Genomic DNA, 14,606 nt, shown 5'->3' with positions numbered 1-14,606 from the left:
TCCGGCGCGTCCCGTTTAACGCTATCCTCTGCGGCGGAGCCCATCGGCGACGATACCGGGCCCTATCGGCGACGATACCGGGGCCTAATCGGCGACCGACCGGCTGGCGAAGCGGAGAACGGAGAACGGCGACCCGGGTCGGAAGCCGGCCGGGCCAACTAGCGGATCTCGTCGAGCGACACCGCGCTGTCGAGGTCGGCAGTGACCCACTCGGTGGTCGACAGCTCCTCGCCCGGGAACAGCGTGACCTCCGAGGGGTCCTCGTCGTCGTCGTACCGACAGCTCAACCCGAAGTCGGGGTACGATCCCAGCAGCTCACCCGACGGCGTCTGTCGTACACTCATGGTTGCCTCCCCGGCGCGCGGTGTCACGCGCGCCTCGTCTGTGGGTTGTCGCGGTAGACGGATAAACGCTTCAGTACGAATCGTCGTGAATCGAACCCCCAACGAGTCCCGGAATCGACGGCGTCGTGACTGCCGGGCTGGCTGTCGGGAGTAAGCGGTGCGGTCGGGGACTCAGTCCGCGGTGGCGGTGACCGCCTCGGTCTCCGCCGGCTCCTCGTCGCTCTCGAGCTCGTCGGTGACGCCGTGGATCAGCGCGAACACGGCCGCCTTGTGGTCGGTTTTCGAGCGGTGGATCGAGGTCGGCTGCACACCAAGCTCTCGGTACTCCTCGGAGACGGTCTCGCCCGCGGCGTCGAACTGACTCTGAAGTTCGGCGAGAAGACCGTGCAGGTGGATGAGCTCCTGCTTCTTCATGGACACCGGTTGTATCGGCCGGAGGGTTATAACCTTACTCTGAGTCGGAGTACCAAGGCCCGTACGTCGTCCGTTCGACAGTCGCTCGTGGGTGGTGTCGTAGCTTCAACCCGTCCACACGTTGCCCGCTCTCGGCACCGATCAGTCGCCGATGGCACCGATCAGTCGCCGATGGCACCGATCAGTCGCCGATGGCACCGATCAGTCGCCGATGGCACCGATCAGTCGCCGATGGACTCCACGAACGCGCGGATGCGCTCCTGGTTGTAGTAGCCCGCGACCGAGAGGACGGCGACGACGGCCAGCAACGTCAGCGCCAGCCCGGCCCGCCCGTTGGCGAGCTCGTCGCCCGCGTAGACGGTGATCGCGTACGACGGCAGCCGGCCGACCGCCATCACCGGGAGGAACGTCCGGAGCCGCCACGTGGTGAGCCCGCTGAGGAAGCAGATCACGTCGTCTGGGAGCCCGGGGACGACGACGAACAGGAACAGCCCCGGGACGCCGACGCGCTCGACGAACCCGTCGAAGCTGGCGACGACATCCTCGTGGAGCACGCGCTCGACGAACGGGCGGCCGAACCGCTTCGCGAGCAGGAACGCGACGGCGCTCCCGATCAGGACGCCGAGCAGGCTGTACACCGTGCCCGCGACGGGGCCGAACAGGTAGCCGCCCATCAGCGCGATCGCCTGGCCGGGGATCGGCGCGACCACCACCTGCACGGCTTGGACGATCACGAACGCGATCGGTGCCAGCGGGCCGAACTCGGCGACCCACGCACGGAGCGCACGGGCGTCGGTGAGAAACGGGAGGTACTGCCGCACGGCGACGTAGAGGCCGGCGAACCCGACGACGACGGCGAGCAGGGCGAGCAGCGCCCGCCTGCGGTCGGCCGGCGAGGCGAAGACGCGCATACACGGTGGTGGCGGTCGGCCGTGTTGAATCTACCTGCACGAAGAAAGCTGCGCCGCGGCGAGGCGTTACTCCCCGCCGAACATCTGGCGCATCATCGGGTGCATCTCCATCAGCTGCTCCTCGGCGATCTCCTCGTACAGCTTGTACGTGATGGAGACCGTCAGCAGCAGCCCGGTTCCGGAGACCTGGCCGATGGTGCCGAGCATGTTCGCCATCACCGCCAGCAGCCCGACGAGGGCGCCGCCGATGACGGTGACCTGCGGGATGTACCGCTCCATCACCTTCTCGATCACCTGCGGGTTACGCCGGAATCCGGGGATCTGCATCCCGGAGTTCTGGATCTGCTGGGCGGTCGCCTCCGGGCCCATCCCGGTGGTCTCCACCCAGAAGATCGCGAAGATCGCGCCGCCGACGATCATGAACGTCAGGTCGACGCCGATCCGGAGCAGCACCTGCCACCAGTCGGCGGTGACGGTCGCGCCCACGAACCACATCCACTCCTCGGGGCTCTGGATCGGTTTGAGGTACCAGAACAGCCCCTCGGTCACCTGCCCCTGCTCGCCGTAGTCGCCCAGCCACGTCGGCATCCCGTTCCACTGGCTGTGGAGGATCTGTCCGAGGAACTGCAGGTTCGCCTGCAGCGCGCGGACGAGGATCATCGGCAGGACGCTGGCGTAGATGAGCTTCACGGGGAACTTCCCGCGGGCGCCCTTCACGCGGGCGTGCGAGAGGGGGATCTCCACGCGAACGCTCTCGGCGTACACGACCACGACGAAGATCAGCACCGTCGTGATCATCGCGAGGATCATCCCCTGGCCGAGGAAGATCGCGCTCAGCCCGTCGCTGGTGAGCGGCGAGCCCGGGAGCTCGGCGCTCCCGGTGAGGATCCCGATCCAGACGGCGACGAAGCCGTCCGAGGACGTGGGGGTGAGCCCGCTCCAGGAGAACAGCCCGCCCACCAGTCGCTGGCTCACGCCGGCGATGATGAACAGCCCGACCCCGGAGCCGACGCCCCACTTGCTCACGATCTCGTCCATGAACAGGAGCAGGATCCCGCCGACGGCGATCTGGGCGAAGATGATCCCCTCCACGCCGCGGGTGCCGATCCCGAGCTGCTGGACCACCTGCGGGTCCGCGTTGAGCAGCGGGCTCGCGAACACCATCGGCGCGCCGGTCAGGACGACCATCACGACGACCAGCAGCTTCTGGAGCCCCTGGTAGAGCACCTGATCGCGCGGGTCGTTCTCGGTGTCGAGCCCGAGCAGGTCGGCGCCGCCGAGCAGCTGCAGCACGATCGACGCCGTCACGATCGGCCCGATCCCGAGCTGCAGGATCGAGCCGGACGCGCCGGCGAGGATCGAGCGGAACTGCCCGTAGAAGTCGCCGCCCTGGGTGGTGGTCTGGAGCCCGTACAGCGTGACGTTCGTCAGGAAGAAGTACATCACGAGGATGCCGGCGGTCCACAGCAGCTTCCGCTTGAAGGGCACGTGCCCCTCCGGCCGCGCGACCGTGGGCATCCGCGTGAGCACCGGTTCGGCGGTCTCCTTCCAGCTCATGGTTAGTCCTCGCTCTCGTCGTCAGCGGCCTGCTCGGCCTCCCGCTCGGCGCGCTCCTGGGCGCGCTCGGAGACGGTGGTCGAGCCGCCGGCGTCCTCGATGAGCTCGGTCGCGGCGTCGCTGAAGGCGTCGGCGGTGACGTGCAGCTCCTGGCGGACCTGCCCGTTGCCGAGCACCTTCACCACGTCGGCCTCCCAGCCGTCCTCGGCGACGTCGCGCGCGTCGATGGTGTAGACGCCGTCGTCGTTCTCGGCGACGCCCTCCGCCGCCAGCAGCGCGGCGTCCTCGTCGATCTTCTGGACGCGGACCTCGGCGACGCTGTCCTGTACCTCCTCGGGCTGGGTGAAGCCGTGCTTCGCCCAGGGCCCGTAGTGGTGCATCTCGTGTTTGCGGCTGCCCGCCTTGCCGCGGCCGCCACGGTGCCCGGCGCCGCGCCGGTTCTTGTGGCTACCGCCGCCGTGCGTGCGGGAACCGCGCTGTCGTCGTTTCTTGCTCGTCATTATCGCATCGCCTCCAGAAGCGGGTCGATCTCCTCGTGGGGACCCAGTTCGCCGCCCATGCTGTCCGGATGCTTGATGCCGTCGTGACCGCCGCGGGGCGGGTGGAGCCGCAGCGTCGGGGAGATGTTCTGCTCTCGCAGCGTCGTCTCCTCCTCGAGCAGCGCCTCCGCCAGCGCCTCGAAGCTGTCGTAGTCGGTCTCCTCGGCGAGGTACTCCTCGTCGACGACGGCGTCGGCGTCGAGCGCGTCCGCACGCGTCTCGAGCACGAGCGCCAGCGTCTCCACGGAGGGCTCGCCGAAGGCGACGAAGTCGTTGACTTTCGCCACCATCCCGTCGTACGTGTCGGTCTCGGGGACGAGCGCCGCGTGGTTGACGCGGCCGAGGTTGAGCATGTCGAGCGTGTCGCGCTGGCCGGCGGTCATGTCGACCTCGCCGCGCAGCTGGACGATCGCCCGCATCAGTTGCTCACCCCGTCCTCGGCCTCGCGCTGGACGCGTCGCGCGCGGTCGGGCGTCCGTGCCTGCGAGGCGTTCTCGAGCGCGTTGAACGTCGCCTTCGCGAGGTTGACCGTCGTCCGGGTGTTGCCGTTGGACTGGGTCCAGGCGTCCTGGATCCCGGCCAGTTCGAGGATGTTCCGGACGGTCTCGGCGCCGGCCAGCCCGAGCCCCTGCGGGGCCGGGATGACCGAGACCTCGACGGAGCCGGCCTTCCCCTCGGCCTTCCGGGTCAGCGAGTTCACGCCGCCGGCCTGGTCCTCCCAGGAGCCGGAGCCGCGGTCGACGCTGATCACGTTCAGCTTGGCCACCTCGATGGCCTTCTGGATCGCGCCGCCGACCTGGTCGTCGCGCCCCTCGGCGTAGCCGAGGTAGCCGTCGCGGTTGCCCACGACGACGACACAGCGGAACTTCACCCGCCGACCGGAGTCGGTCATGCGCTGGACCATGTTGATGTCCAGTACCTCGTCCTCCATGCCGGGGAGGAGCTGGTCCACGATCTCGTGCTCCTTCAGCGGGAGCCCGGACTCCAGCGCCTCCTCCATGGAGGAGATCTCTCCTTCCTGCACTTTCTTGCCGAGCCGGGTGACCGGCTCCCAGCCGTCGTTGTGGCTCATTCGTAGTCCTCCTGGAGCGCCTCACGCACGTCGTCGAAGTGCGCCGGTAGCTCCGTGGCGTCGAACTCCCCGCTGTACAGATCGCCGTCGACCTGCTCGGCGTACTCGGCGATATGCTCGCCGCGGTTACGCGACCAGTCCGCCAGCACGCTGTCGCTGTGGGGGATCTCGAGCCCTGCGTCGATTGCACCTTCCTGTACTGCGAACACCTTGTTGCCGGGCGTCGCCGTGTTGAGACCCAGGTCGAGCACGGCCTCGGTGAGGCCGGCGTCGACGGCTCGCAGGCCCGCGAGGTAGCCCGTCAGGTACGCGCTCGGGAGATTGCCCGTGGGGGCCTCCCAGCCGTACTCCGACAGGTCCTCGCTGGACGCTGCGGCGTGGATCTCGTCGCCGTCGGGTCCGGGACTCGCCAGCTGCGCCCTGACGTGCTTGTTGCTCACCCGGGCGACCAGGCGAGGCTTGCCGGATTTCAGCAGGCGCAACCGCTGATGGTAGTCCGTGCGGACCTCACGGCGACGACGCATCGGCACCTTGTATCGTGGTCCTGTTGCCATTAGTCGTCGCCTCCGATCTCGACGTCGTAGTTGTTCTCCGCGAAGGCCTCGAGACGGGCGACGCTGTCGAACTCGCCGCCGCTGGCCTTGTTGTAGAGCTCGCGGTACTGGGAGGCGTCGAGAACCTCCTCGTCGTCGCGAAGCTCCTTCAGCCGGGCGCGCTGGGCGCGGATCCGGCTGACCCAGTCCTCCTTGCTGTCCCGTCGCGCGCCGGCTTTCCCCTTCCGGGAGCCGGCGCCGGTTCGGTGGCCGTAGTCGCGCTTCGCCTGCCGCTCGCGGGCGCGACCGCGGGAGTTGGACTTGGCGTCCTCGGCGCGGATGGTTCCGTCCGCGATCAGGTCGCGGATGTCCTCGCGGGTGATCGCGTCCGCGAGCTCCTCCTGTGCCTCCGGGTCGAACCAGACGCGGTTCTCGCCCACGTCCAGCTCCTCTGCCGCGAGTCGCTTCTGTGCGCTCAGATCCGTCATTCCTCTACCTCCACTTCGACGTAGGTCGGGTTGAGGACGCGAATGCCGGCGTCCTCACACTCCTCCTCGATGCGCTCGCGCTTGCGGGCGCCGACCTTCGAGGCGATGCGGACCGCCTCGGTGTCGCCGTCGACGCCGTCGAGGTCGTCGACGTTGTGGACGTACACTTCCTCGAAGCCGCTGGGGTGCAGGCCGCGCGCGGCCGTCGGCGAGCGGAAGCCCGCCTCGACCGTGTCGCCCTTCCCCTTGATGCCGCGTCGCTGCTTCGAGAGGCCGCCCGTCGGGCGCCGCCACGAGGTGGGGACGCGCTTCTTCTTGTGGTAGTCCTGGCGGTTGAACTGCGGCTTGCCCTCGCGGTGCTTCTGTGCGAGCGCGGCCGCGGTGTCGTCGTCCAGGTCGGGCGTCTTGTCGGCGTGGCCGCGAGGCTGGAGTTCGGTCTCGACCTCGGCCTCGTCGGCGTCGGCCTCCTCCTCGCTCTCGTCCTCGATCTCGGCCTCGGTCTCCTCTTCGACTTCGAGACCACCGACGTCGGCCTTGATGCGGGCGGCGAGCGCGTTGCCGACGCCGTCGACCTCCGCGAGTTCGGACTGCGAGGCGGCCTTGAGGTCCTCGACGGAGTCGTAGCCGGCCTTGGCGAGCGTCTCGGCCTTGGAGGGCCCGACGCCGCTGATGTCCTCGATCTCCTGGGGTTCGTCGTCAGCCATCAGGCATCACCCGTGGGTTTCTGCGTGATGTACACGCCGTCCTGGAAGACGCGGTTGTCCTTGTCGCTCACGCGTGTGAGCTGTTCGATGTCGGCGGCAGTCTGCCCGACGGCCTCCTTGTCGGAGCCCGAGAGCGTGATCTGCTCGCCGTCGATCTCGACCTGCGTGTCGCCCCGGATCGGCGTCCGCCGCGGGGCGCGCTCGCCGAGGAAGTTCTCGATGACGACCTCCTCGCCCTGCACTTCCACCTGCATCGGGAAGTGGGCGTAGAAGACCTCCATCTCGTAGGTCCATCCCTCGGTCACGCCGTGGAACATGTTCCGAACGTGGCTCTCGAAGGTGCCGACCGTCGCGCGGGTCTTCGCGTCCCCGTTCTCGGGGGCCTCGATGACCACGTTGCCGTCCTCGACGCTCACGTCCACGTCGGGGTACCAGAGGCGTCGGGTGACCGAGCCGTTGGGACCCTCGACGGTGAGGTCGAGGTGGTCGAGCTCCGCGGAGACGTCGTCCGGGATCGTGAGTTCTGTTCTGCTCATCAGTAGACGTATGCGATGACTTGGCCACCGATGCCCTTCTCGCGGGCCTCGTAGTGGCTCATGACGCCGTGGCTGGTCGTGACGATGAGCGACCCGTAGTCTCGGGCCGGGAGGAACCGCTTCTCCCACTGCTCGTACTCGTCAGCGCCGACCGAGTAGCGGGGCTTGACCGCCCCGCAGTCGTTGATGGCGCCACTCAGTTCGACCTCGAACTTGCCTGCTCGGCCGTCGTCGACGAACTCGAAGCCGCCGATGTACCCGCGGTCGTAGAAGACCTCGAGGATGCTGCCGATCACGTTCGAGGCGGGTGCTACCGTGTGGTCGAGGTGCCCGACGCTCTCGGCGTTGTCGATGCCGGAGAGGGCACTCACCAGTGGGTCGTTTCCTGCCATAGTTATCTGTACTTCCGGAAGCCCATGCTGCGGGCGATCTCTCGGAAACACTGCCGGCAGACGAAGACGCCGTACTTGCTCACCAGCCCCTCGGTGCGCTCGCAGCGGCGGCACTGCCGCTCCTGCGTGCTGCCCTGGGTGGCGTGCTCGCCGGTCTCCTCGTTGCCGGTGTGTTCGCCGTCTAGTTCACTCATTCGTCGATCTCCACGTCGAACTCGTTCTCGAGGAACGCGATGGCGTCCTCGGCGGTCATGCGGTGCGTGTCGGGGATCGACCGCGTCACCTGATCGCGCTTGGCGACGCGGTAGCCCGGACGGACCAGCGTGACGGTCACGTCGAGCCCGTAGATCCCGGTGTTGGGGTCGTACTCCTGGCTCGGGAACGCGGTGTGCTCGTCGACGCCGAAGCTGACGTTGCCGGCGTCGTCGAACTGCGAGGCGGAGATGTCCGCGAGCGGCAGCGCGGTCTCGAGGAACGCCTCGGCGTCCTCGTTCCGGAGGGTGACCTTCGCGCCGATCGGGTCGCCCTCGCGGATGTTGAACGCCTGCACCGTGCGCTTGGCGCTGGTACGGACCGACTGCTGGCCCGTGATCTCCTCGATGATCTCCTCGGCGTTCCCGAGGTCGCGCCCGCCCTGGCCGACGCCCATGTGGACGACGACCTTCTCGATGGACGGCTCGCGCATCGGGTGGAACTCCGACTCGGCCTCACTCATCGTCATCACCCACGAAGTTCTCGTCGATGGTGACGACGTACTCCTCGACGGTCTCGAAGGAGCCGTCGTCGGTGGAGACGGTCACGGAGTTGCGGCCGGAGCCGGGGGTGACGAGGATCTCGTCGACCTCGCCGATCTCGCCGGCGTGCTGGCCGTCGACGGCAGTGACGAGCGCGCCCTCCTCGTACTCGAAGTGGGCCACGATCTCCTTGTCCTCGTTGTCGATCACGAGGGAGTCGCCCGCGCTGTACTCGTCGGCGTCCTCGATCTGGATCGTGGAGCGTCGTGCAGCGAGAGCTGGTAGTCGCCGCCGCTGACCTGGCGCTTGCCAGTGATCTTCCCGAGGCGGGAGGCCGCGCTCTCCTCGTCGATCGGGGTGAGCGCGAGCCGGCCGCCCTCGCCGGGGAACACGCGGAAGTACTCGTCGCGGGCCGGGAACGCCAGGATGTCGAACATCCCGATCGGCCGGGCCTCGTCGGCGACGGCGTCGCCGTTGACGAGCACCGCGTCGTTGTTCAGCGCGTAGCGAGCCTCCTTGCGAGAGTCCACGTAGCCGAGCACGTCGCGCACGACGATCAGGAGGGGAACCCCCTGCTCGCCGTGCGGCCCCGCGTCGGCCTTGACCGTGAACGTCTCCTCCTTCCGTTCGACCGGCCAGGAGTTCGGTACCGAGAGTCGCTTCTGGTGGTTCGTCATTCGTTGTCCTCCTCGAGACGCGCCTGCCGGACCTCGTCCTCGAGGTCGAGCTCGGTCACGCGGACGTTCGAGGCGTCGAGCGGGCGGGGAACCTCCTCCCCGTCCGTCTTCTCCACGGTGACCTCTTCGACGTGGATGACTTCGCCCCGGAGGTCGACCTCCAGGACTTCGCCCTCCGTGCCGGCGTGGTCGCCGCGGAGCACCTCGACGGTGTCGCCCGCGTTGACGCGGACGTTCCGCTGGCCGTACTCCTCGCGGAGGTCGGCCGTCAGCGTGGCCCGAACCTGCTTCTGCTTCTCGTGCAGGGGGGCGTCTCGCTTCTGGTTTCGTTGTTTGCGTGGCTGTCGTGTCATGCTTAGACGATCATCGTCGCCGTACTGGCGATGGTGCCGAACCGCTCAGCGACCTCGCGAGCGACGGGCCCCTTGATCTCCGTGCCGCGGGGCTCCTCGTTCTCGTCGATGATGACGGCGGCGTTGTCCTCGAACTTGAGGCGCTGGCCGTCGGGTCGGCGGATCGGCTTGCGCTGGCGAACGACCACCGCTTCGAGCACCTGGCGACGCATTTCGGGCGTCCCCTTGGTGACCGAGACGGTGATCTTGTCGCCGAGACCGGCTTTCGGGTGACGGTTCTTCGTCCCCGAGTAGCCGGCGATGCTGATGACCTTGAGCTCGCGGGCGCCGGTGTTGTCGGCGCACGTGATCTTCGAGCCCTTCTCGAGACCCTGCGTGACGTCGGCTTTGAGCGCCTCCATCACTCACCCCCGTCGTCGACGACTTCGACGACGACGTGTGATTTGGTCTTCGAGAGCGGTCGAGTCTCTGCGATACGGACCGTGTCGCCCTCCTCCGTGTCGACACACGGCGGATGGTGGGCGGGAACGCGGGAACGGCGCTTCATGTACCGGTCGTACTTCGGTACACGAACGTCGTACTCCCGCTCCACGACGACGGTCTTGTCCATGTCTGTGGAAGCGACTTCACCCTCGAGCACCTGCCCGCGCACGGAGAGATCCCCGTGGAACGGACAGTTCTCGTCGGAGCAGGCCTCCTCCGGTTGTTCTACGTTTAGTCCGATTGCCATGTCGAATCACCCCCGCGCTCGGTTCGCGCGGCGGGTCGTGAGAGCAGTCTCGCGCCATCCACCGTTACGTAGACCGTATCCTGGCACTCGTCCGTTCGGGGGGAGTCCCCGTCGAACCGACTCGCCCCCCGACCCTGTCTCCGGGGCGGGGCGGACGGGCCAGACTTGCCGGGGCGAACCCCGGCAGTTTCCGTCCCGAGTTGAGATACGGACCCGGACGCCTCGGCGGCGCCCGCGGCTTCATCTGCGGCGGGAGCGACGCTGGCTCTCACAGCGTCGTCCGTGGTCCCGATAGCGAACTCGAACCGGCTCCCCTCTTTGGGAACCTGTCGCACCCGACGCCCGTCGTCGACGTGAACCGTCTTCATCGTCTCGACCACGACGCGGCCGCTGATCCCGACGAGGTCGGGGTTGGCGGCGTCGGCCACCCGGACGGGCAGGCCGTTGAGTTCGTGTCGTGTGAGGGTGTCGGGTGTGAGTGCCATCGTGCGTTACTCCTCGTCCGCGTCGGCTGCGTCGTCGCCTTCCTCGTTCTGGATCGTCTTGATCCGGGCGATCGTGCGACGGAGCTCACCGACGCGACCCGGGTTCTCCGGGGCGCCACCCGCCGCCTGGACGGCACGAGCGTTGAGCAGCTCGGTTTCGAGCTCCTCGCGCTCGGCCTCCCGCTCGGCGGGCGTCATGTCTCGGATCTCTTCGGTGTAGAGAATCGCCATGTATTACTCCTCCGTTTCCTCGTCTTCGTCGGATTCGGCCTCGTCCTCGGCCTCCTCCATCTCGGAGACCAGGTCGGCGGCTTCCTCCTCGACATCCTCGTCGAGCTCCTCTTCTTCGGCCGGTTCAGCCGGCTCCTCGTCTTCCTCGACGGACTCGGCCGGCTCTTCTTCCTCGGCGGCCTCCTCGACGACTTCCTCGACGACCTCCTCGTCGATGACCTCTGCGGGGTCCTCGTCGGGAATCTCGGGCTCCTCGTGCTCGGGCGCCTCGGGGATCTCCTCCTCCTCGACGTCCGCGAGCAGCTCCTCGACGCCCTCGCCGGTCTCGACCTGCTCGACCTCGGGGGCCTCGTCGGTCTCCGTGATCTCGAAGTCGTCCGGGAGCGTCGCGTCCGGCCCGATCACCTTGACGGTGACGCCGATGGTACCGAGCTTCATCACGGCGACGCCCTGGCCCTCGTCCACGACGGACTGGGCGGGCTCACCGTTGTGCTTGATGTAGCCGCGGTTGAACTTCTCCACGCGCGAGCGGGCGCCGGTGACCTTCCCCGAGAGGACGATCTCCGCGCCCAGCGCGCCGGCCTCCATCATGCGGTCGATGGTGGTGTGGCCCGCCTTGCGGAAGTACCAGCCACGCTCGAGCGCGTTGGCCAGTCGGTCCGCGACGATCTGTGCGTTGAGGTCGGGTTCGTCGACCTCCTGCACGTCGATCTGCGGGTCCTCCATGTCGAATCGGTCCTCGAGCTCGGTAGTGATCTTCCGGATGTTCTTCCCACCCTTCCCGATCACCATGCCGGGCTTCTCGGCCTTGAGGACGATCTGTGTCCCCATCGGCGTCTTCGCGATGTCCATGCCGCCGTAGCCGGCGCGGCTGAGTTCGTCCGCGAAGAACTCGTCGATCTGACTCCGCTGGAGCCCGTTCTCGATGAACTGCTGTTCGTCGGCCATCAGTTATCCTCCTCCTCGACTTCGAGGATCATCTCGACGTCGACTTCGACGGTGTTCCACGGGTCGGCGGTCCCCATCGCTCGGGGCTGGCGGCCGACCTGCTCGCCGACCTTGTGGGCGGCGACGTGGGAGATGGTCATCTCCTGGCCGTCGAACCCCTGGTGGTCGGCGTTGTTCTTGGCGTTCTCGAGCAGCTTGAGGAAGTCCTCGCTGGCCTTCTCGGGGTAGCGGCCGGCGTCCCAGCCGTCGATGTCGGATCGGTGCCCGACGCCGCTGTTGTGCTGCTTGAACGGCACCGAGCGGTCGCCCTCGATGACCGCGTCGAGGTACTCCTCGGCCTCGGTGACCGTCTTGCCTTTGATGGCCTTCGAGATGGCCTTGCTGTGCTTCAGGCTGATCTGACGCTCCCGCAGCATGGCTTTCGCCGTGGTCTCCGGGTCGGCGTCGACGCTGTAGCTGATTCCCATAGGTTACTTGAGTGGCACGAACTTCGAGGACCGGGTCGCGCCGATGCCGGCCTGACCGTGCTCGACGGTGGATCGGGTGAGGTGGAACTCACCGAGGTAGTGGCCGATCATCTCCGGCTCGACCTTCACGCGGTCGAAGCTGTGGCCGTTGTACACCTCGAAGGTGAGGCCGACGAACGACGGGAGGATCGGCATGTCCCGGAGGTGCGTCCGGAGCGGATCGTTGGCCGTCTCCTCCTCGGTCGCTTCCTGGGCCTCCTCGGCCAGCTTGCGGTGGTCGATGCCGAGTCCTCGGTCGATAGTTCGCCGCACGCGGGCGGGTAGCAGTTCCACGACCTCGTCGAGATCCATCTCTTCGAGGTCCTCGAGCGTGTGACCGCGGTAGGTGAACTCACCTTCGCGGCCGGTTCGGTATTCCGAGCTCATGGTGTTACTCTCCCCCCTTGCCACCGCTGCGGCCGGTGCGTTTGGAGGCGATGTCGCCAACCTTCCGTCCCGGCGGGGCGTCCCGCGAGACGGACTTCGGCTGGCCGGGGTGCTGGCGGCCGCCGCCACCGAACGGGTGGTCGACGGCGTTCATCGCGACCCCGCGGACACGCGGGTATTTGGTCCCGCGGGCCTTCATCTTGTGGTGTTTGTTGCCGGCTTTGACGAACGGCTTCTCCGTCCGCCCACCGCCGGCGACGACGCCGATGGTGGCGCGACAGCCCGGCGGGAGCCGCCGGACCTCGCCGCTGGGCAGCTGGACGACCGCGACGTCGCGGTCGTGGCTCATCAGCTGCGCCGAGACGCCGGAGGCGCGGGCGAACTTCCCGCCGTCGCCCACCTGGCTCTCGACGTTGCAGATCGGGACCCCTTCCGGGATCTCCGCGAGCGGCAGCGTGTTGCCGGGCTTGATCTCGGCGGAGACACCCACCTGCAGGGTGTCGCCGACGGCGATGCCTTCCGGAGCCAGCACGAGGCGGCGGTCGCCGTCCTCGAACTCGACGTCCGCCAGCGGCGCGCTGCGGGCGGGGTCGTGCTCGATGTCGACGATCTCGCCGGTGATCGTGTCGTGCTCCTCGCTTTTCTTGTGTTCGAGGTCAGCTTTGTAGCGGTGCGACGGCGCACGGAACGTCGGCGTCCCACGGCCACGTCGCTGCCCCTGAATTCGTCGTCCCATTGTCAGAACACCCCGATTCGCGAGGCGATCTCCTGTGCGTCGTCGTCCTCGGAGAGGCGGACGATCGCCTTCTTCTTCCCCTGCGGCGTGACCATCGTGTTCAGCGAGTCGACGGTCACGTCGTAGCGGGACTCGATCTCGTCCTCGATCGACGGCTTGTCGGCGTCGATGTGGACGATGAACTGGAGCGTGTTGTCGAAGTCCATCTGGTCCATCGCCTTCTCGGTGACCAGCGGGTGCTCGATGATGCCGCTCATCGGTCGGCCACCTCCTCGAGGGCGCTCTCGGTCCAGACGGTCAGTCGACCGGCGTGGGTGCCGGGCGCGAGGTCCTCGGTGTTCACGTCCTCGGCCGTGGCGACGTCGACGCCGGCGAGGTTCCGCGCCGCGCGGGACGGCTCCTCGCTGGTGACGACCAGCACGGACTTGGGCTCGTCGTACTTCCGGCCGCGGGCCTTCCCCTGGCCGGCGCGTACGCGCTTGCCCTCGTCGGCGCGCTCGACGTCATCGTGGATGCCGAGCTCCTCGAAGGCCTCGACGGCCTCCTTGGTGCGTTCGAGCTCCTCGAACTCGTCGCTCACGACGAGCGGGAGCTCGAGGTCGTCGTCGAAGGCGTGGCCGCGCTCGGCGACGCGCTCTGCGTCGGCCGTGGCGGCGATGGCAGAGCGGGTCGCGAGCTTGCGCTCCTTGTCGTTGACCTTCTTGCCCTGGTCCTTCTCCGCTTTCGGCGGGTGCGCCGCGCGGCCACCGACGGCCTGGGGCACTCGCCGTGCGCGTCCGTTCTCCTGTGGCACGTGCGCCATGCCGCGGCCCGACCCCATCGACTCGGCGGGGGTGCGGAGGCCGGCGTACTCGTCGGCGCCGTAGGCCTGCTTTCGGTTCGCCTGGGCGGCGTGCACGGCGCCCTTGATGAGGTCCGGGCGGAACGGCGTCTCGAACACCGCCGGGAGCTCGATCTCGTCGCCGTCCGAGCCGTCCAGGTTTCGGATAGTTGCTTGCATGATTGTTACCCTTGGTTAGAGGCCGTCGAGACGTAGCGCACCTCGGGATCGAGGCGCGGCTGGTCGTTCGGCCGGATCGCCGGGCGGAAGCGAAGGAGGCGCTGGTCGGGGCCCGGGAGCGAGCCCTTCACGAGCGCGTACTGCCCGTCGACCTCGCCGTAGTTGACGAAGCCGCCGTCGACGGAGGCGTCGTCGCCCTCGCCGAAGTCGATCAGGCGCTTGTTGAGTTCCGTCCGCTGGTGGTAGCCGGTCTGGCCCTGCTGGGGAACGGTCGAGCGAACGCGGCTCGGGTTCCACGGGCCGAGGTTACCGATGCGGCGCCGCCAGCC

General features: G+C 68.0%; 26 protein-coding genes and 1 pseudogene. All 27 read right to left on the bottom strand.

Going from position 1 to position 14,606, the window contains the following annotated elements; all coding sequences use genetic code 11:
• Positions 1–158 precede the first annotated feature (158 nt).
• On the bottom strand, positions 159–344 hold the full coding sequence (locus ACP95_RS08305) for a DUF7511 domain-containing protein (RefSeq protein ID WP_049980883.1): 186 nt from the start codon (positions 342–344) through the stop codon (positions 159–161).
• Positions 345–515: 171 nt separating this feature from the next.
• Positions 516–758 carry a UPF0058 family protein gene (locus ACP95_RS08300; RefSeq protein WP_049980756.1) on the bottom strand — a complete coding sequence of 81 codons (243 nt, stop codon included), beginning with the start codon at positions 756–758 and terminating at the stop codon, positions 516–518.
• Positions 759–979: 221 nt separating this feature from the next.
• The gene (locus ACP95_RS08295) at positions 980–1,669 is read right to left on the bottom strand and encodes a TVP38/TMEM64 family protein (protein ID WP_049980755.1); all 690 of its coding nucleotides are present in this window, start codon (positions 1,667–1,669) and stop codon (positions 980–982) included.
• Positions 1,670–1,735: 66 nt separating this feature from the next.
• Positions 1,736–3,226, bottom strand: coding sequence for a preprotein translocase subunit SecY (gene secY, locus ACP95_RS08290; protein ID WP_049980754.1), 1,491 nt, complete (start codon positions 3,224–3,226; stop codon positions 1,736–1,738).
• Positions 3,227–3,228: 2 nt separating this feature from the next.
• Complete coding sequence (locus ACP95_RS08285; protein ID WP_049980753.1) at positions 3,229–3,726, bottom strand: uL15m family ribosomal protein; 498 nt, start codon at positions 3,724–3,726, stop codon at positions 3,229–3,231.
• The gene (locus ACP95_RS08280; RefSeq protein WP_049980752.1) at positions 3,726–4,184 is read right to left on the bottom strand and encodes a 50S ribosomal protein L30; all 459 of its coding nucleotides are present in this window, start codon (positions 4,182–4,184) and stop codon (positions 3,726–3,728) included. The genes ACP95_RS08285 and ACP95_RS08280 overlap by 1 nt, the downstream gene beginning before the upstream one ends.
• Positions 4,184–4,837, bottom strand: coding sequence for a 30S ribosomal protein S5 (locus ACP95_RS08275; protein WP_049980751.1), 654 nt, complete (start codon positions 4,835–4,837; stop codon positions 4,184–4,186). Before ACP95_RS08275 ends, ACP95_RS08280 begins: the two co-directional genes overlap by 1 nt.
• The gene (locus ACP95_RS08270) at positions 4,834–5,391 is read right to left on the bottom strand and encodes a 50S ribosomal protein L18 (protein ID WP_049980750.1); all 558 of its coding nucleotides are present in this window, start codon (positions 5,389–5,391) and stop codon (positions 4,834–4,836) included. The genes ACP95_RS08275 and ACP95_RS08270 overlap by 4 nt, the downstream gene beginning before the upstream one ends.
• Positions 5,391–5,858, bottom strand: a complete 468-nt coding sequence (locus ACP95_RS08265; RefSeq protein ID WP_049980749.1) for a 50S ribosomal protein L19e — start codon at positions 5,856–5,858, stop codon at positions 5,391–5,393. The genes ACP95_RS08270 and ACP95_RS08265 overlap by 1 nt, the downstream gene beginning before the upstream one ends.
• Entirely contained in the window at positions 5,855–6,562 is a 708-nt protein-coding gene (locus ACP95_RS08260; RefSeq protein WP_049980748.1) for a 50S ribosomal protein L32e, read from the bottom strand. The genes ACP95_RS08265 and ACP95_RS08260 overlap by 4 nt, the downstream gene beginning before the upstream one ends.
• Positions 6,562–7,098 carry a 50S ribosomal protein L6 gene (locus tag ACP95_RS08255; RefSeq protein WP_049980747.1) on the bottom strand — a complete coding sequence of 179 codons (537 nt, stop codon included), beginning with the start codon at positions 7,096–7,098 and terminating at the stop codon, positions 6,562–6,564. The genes ACP95_RS08260 and ACP95_RS08255 overlap by 1 nt, the downstream gene beginning before the upstream one ends.
• Positions 7,098–7,490 carry a 30S ribosomal protein S8 gene (locus ACP95_RS08250; protein WP_049980746.1) on the bottom strand — a complete coding sequence of 131 codons (393 nt, stop codon included), beginning with the start codon at positions 7,488–7,490 and terminating at the stop codon, positions 7,098–7,100. The genes ACP95_RS08255 and ACP95_RS08250 overlap by 1 nt, the downstream gene beginning before the upstream one ends.
• Positions 7,491–7,492: 2 nt before the next feature.
• Complete coding sequence (locus ACP95_RS08245; protein WP_049980745.1) at positions 7,493–7,684, bottom strand: 30S ribosomal protein S14; 192 nt, start codon at positions 7,682–7,684, stop codon at positions 7,493–7,495.
• Positions 7,681–8,205, bottom strand: coding sequence for a 50S ribosomal protein L5 (locus ACP95_RS08240; RefSeq protein ID WP_049980882.1), 525 nt, complete (start codon positions 8,203–8,205; stop codon positions 7,681–7,683). Before ACP95_RS08240 ends, ACP95_RS08245 begins: the two co-directional genes overlap by 4 nt.
• Positions 8,198–8,901 (bottom strand): annotated as a pseudogene (locus ACP95_RS08235) (30S ribosomal protein S4e). Before ACP95_RS08235 ends, ACP95_RS08240 begins: the two are co-directional and overlap by 8 nt.
• Entirely contained in the window at positions 8,898–9,254 is a 357-nt protein-coding gene (rplX, locus tag ACP95_RS08230) for a 50S ribosomal protein L24 (protein ID WP_049980744.1), read from the bottom strand. Before rplX ends, ACP95_RS08235 begins: the two are co-directional and overlap by 4 nt.
• 2 nt (positions 9,255–9,256) lie before the next feature.
• Complete coding sequence (locus ACP95_RS08225) at positions 9,257–9,655, bottom strand: 50S ribosomal protein L14 (RefSeq protein WP_049980743.1); 399 nt, start codon at positions 9,653–9,655, stop codon at positions 9,257–9,259.
• Entirely contained in the window at positions 9,655–9,984 is a 330-nt protein-coding gene (locus tag ACP95_RS08220; RefSeq protein WP_049980742.1) for a 30S ribosomal protein S17, read from the bottom strand. The genes ACP95_RS08225 and ACP95_RS08220 overlap by 1 nt, the downstream gene beginning before the upstream one ends.
• Positions 9,969–10,469, bottom strand: coding sequence for a ribonuclease P protein component 1 (locus ACP95_RS08215; RefSeq protein ID WP_049980741.1), 501 nt, complete (start codon positions 10,467–10,469; stop codon positions 9,969–9,971). Before ACP95_RS08215 ends, ACP95_RS08220 begins: the two co-directional genes overlap by 16 nt.
• 6 nt (positions 10,470–10,475) lie before the next feature.
• Positions 10,476–10,700: a 50S ribosomal protein L29 gene (gene rpmC / locus ACP95_RS08210; protein WP_049980740.1), complete on the bottom strand. Its 225-nt coding sequence runs from the start codon at positions 10,698–10,700 to the stop codon at positions 10,476–10,478.
• 3 nt (positions 10,701–10,703) lie between these two features.
• The gene (locus ACP95_RS08205; protein WP_049980739.1) at positions 10,704–11,648 is read right to left on the bottom strand and encodes a 30S ribosomal protein S3; all 945 of its coding nucleotides are present in this window, start codon (positions 11,646–11,648) and stop codon (positions 10,704–10,706) included.
• On the bottom strand, positions 11,648–12,115 hold the full coding sequence (locus ACP95_RS08200) for a 50S ribosomal protein L22 (RefSeq protein WP_049980738.1): 468 nt from the start codon (positions 12,113–12,115) through the stop codon (positions 11,648–11,650). Before ACP95_RS08200 ends, ACP95_RS08205 begins: the two co-directional genes overlap by 1 nt.
• A gap of 3 nt (positions 12,116–12,118) precedes the next feature.
• Positions 12,119–12,541, bottom strand: a complete 423-nt coding sequence (locus ACP95_RS08195; RefSeq protein WP_049980737.1) for a 30S ribosomal protein S19 — start codon at positions 12,539–12,541, stop codon at positions 12,119–12,121.
• A gap of 4 nt (positions 12,542–12,545) precedes the next feature.
• Positions 12,546–13,277: a 50S ribosomal protein L2 gene (locus tag ACP95_RS08190; protein ID WP_049980736.1), complete on the bottom strand. Its 732-nt coding sequence runs from the start codon at positions 13,275–13,277 to the stop codon at positions 12,546–12,548.
• Between the two features lie 2 nt (positions 13,278–13,279).
• Entirely contained in the window at positions 13,280–13,534 is a 255-nt protein-coding gene (locus ACP95_RS08185; RefSeq protein WP_049980735.1) for a 50S ribosomal protein L23, read from the bottom strand.
• A complete protein-coding gene (rpl4p, locus tag ACP95_RS08180) occupies positions 13,531–14,277 on the bottom strand; it encodes a 50S ribosomal protein L4 (RefSeq protein WP_049980734.1) in 747 nt (248 codons plus the stop codon). Before rpl4p ends, ACP95_RS08185 begins: the two co-directional genes overlap by 4 nt.
• A gap of 5 nt (positions 14,278–14,282) precedes the next feature.
• A partial coding sequence (gene rplC / locus ACP95_RS08175; protein ID WP_082224626.1) for a 50S ribosomal protein L3 occupies positions 14,283–14,606 on the bottom strand: 324 nt, incomplete at its 5' end.

The sequence above is a fragment of the Halolamina rubra genome (genome assembly GCF_000739555.1).
Classification (GTDB): Archaea; Halobacteriota; Halobacteria; order Halobacteriales; family Haloferacaceae; genus Halolamina; species Halolamina rubra.
Note: the sequence above shows the minus strand (reverse complement) of the source record. Positions and strands in the feature narration are given on the sequence as shown.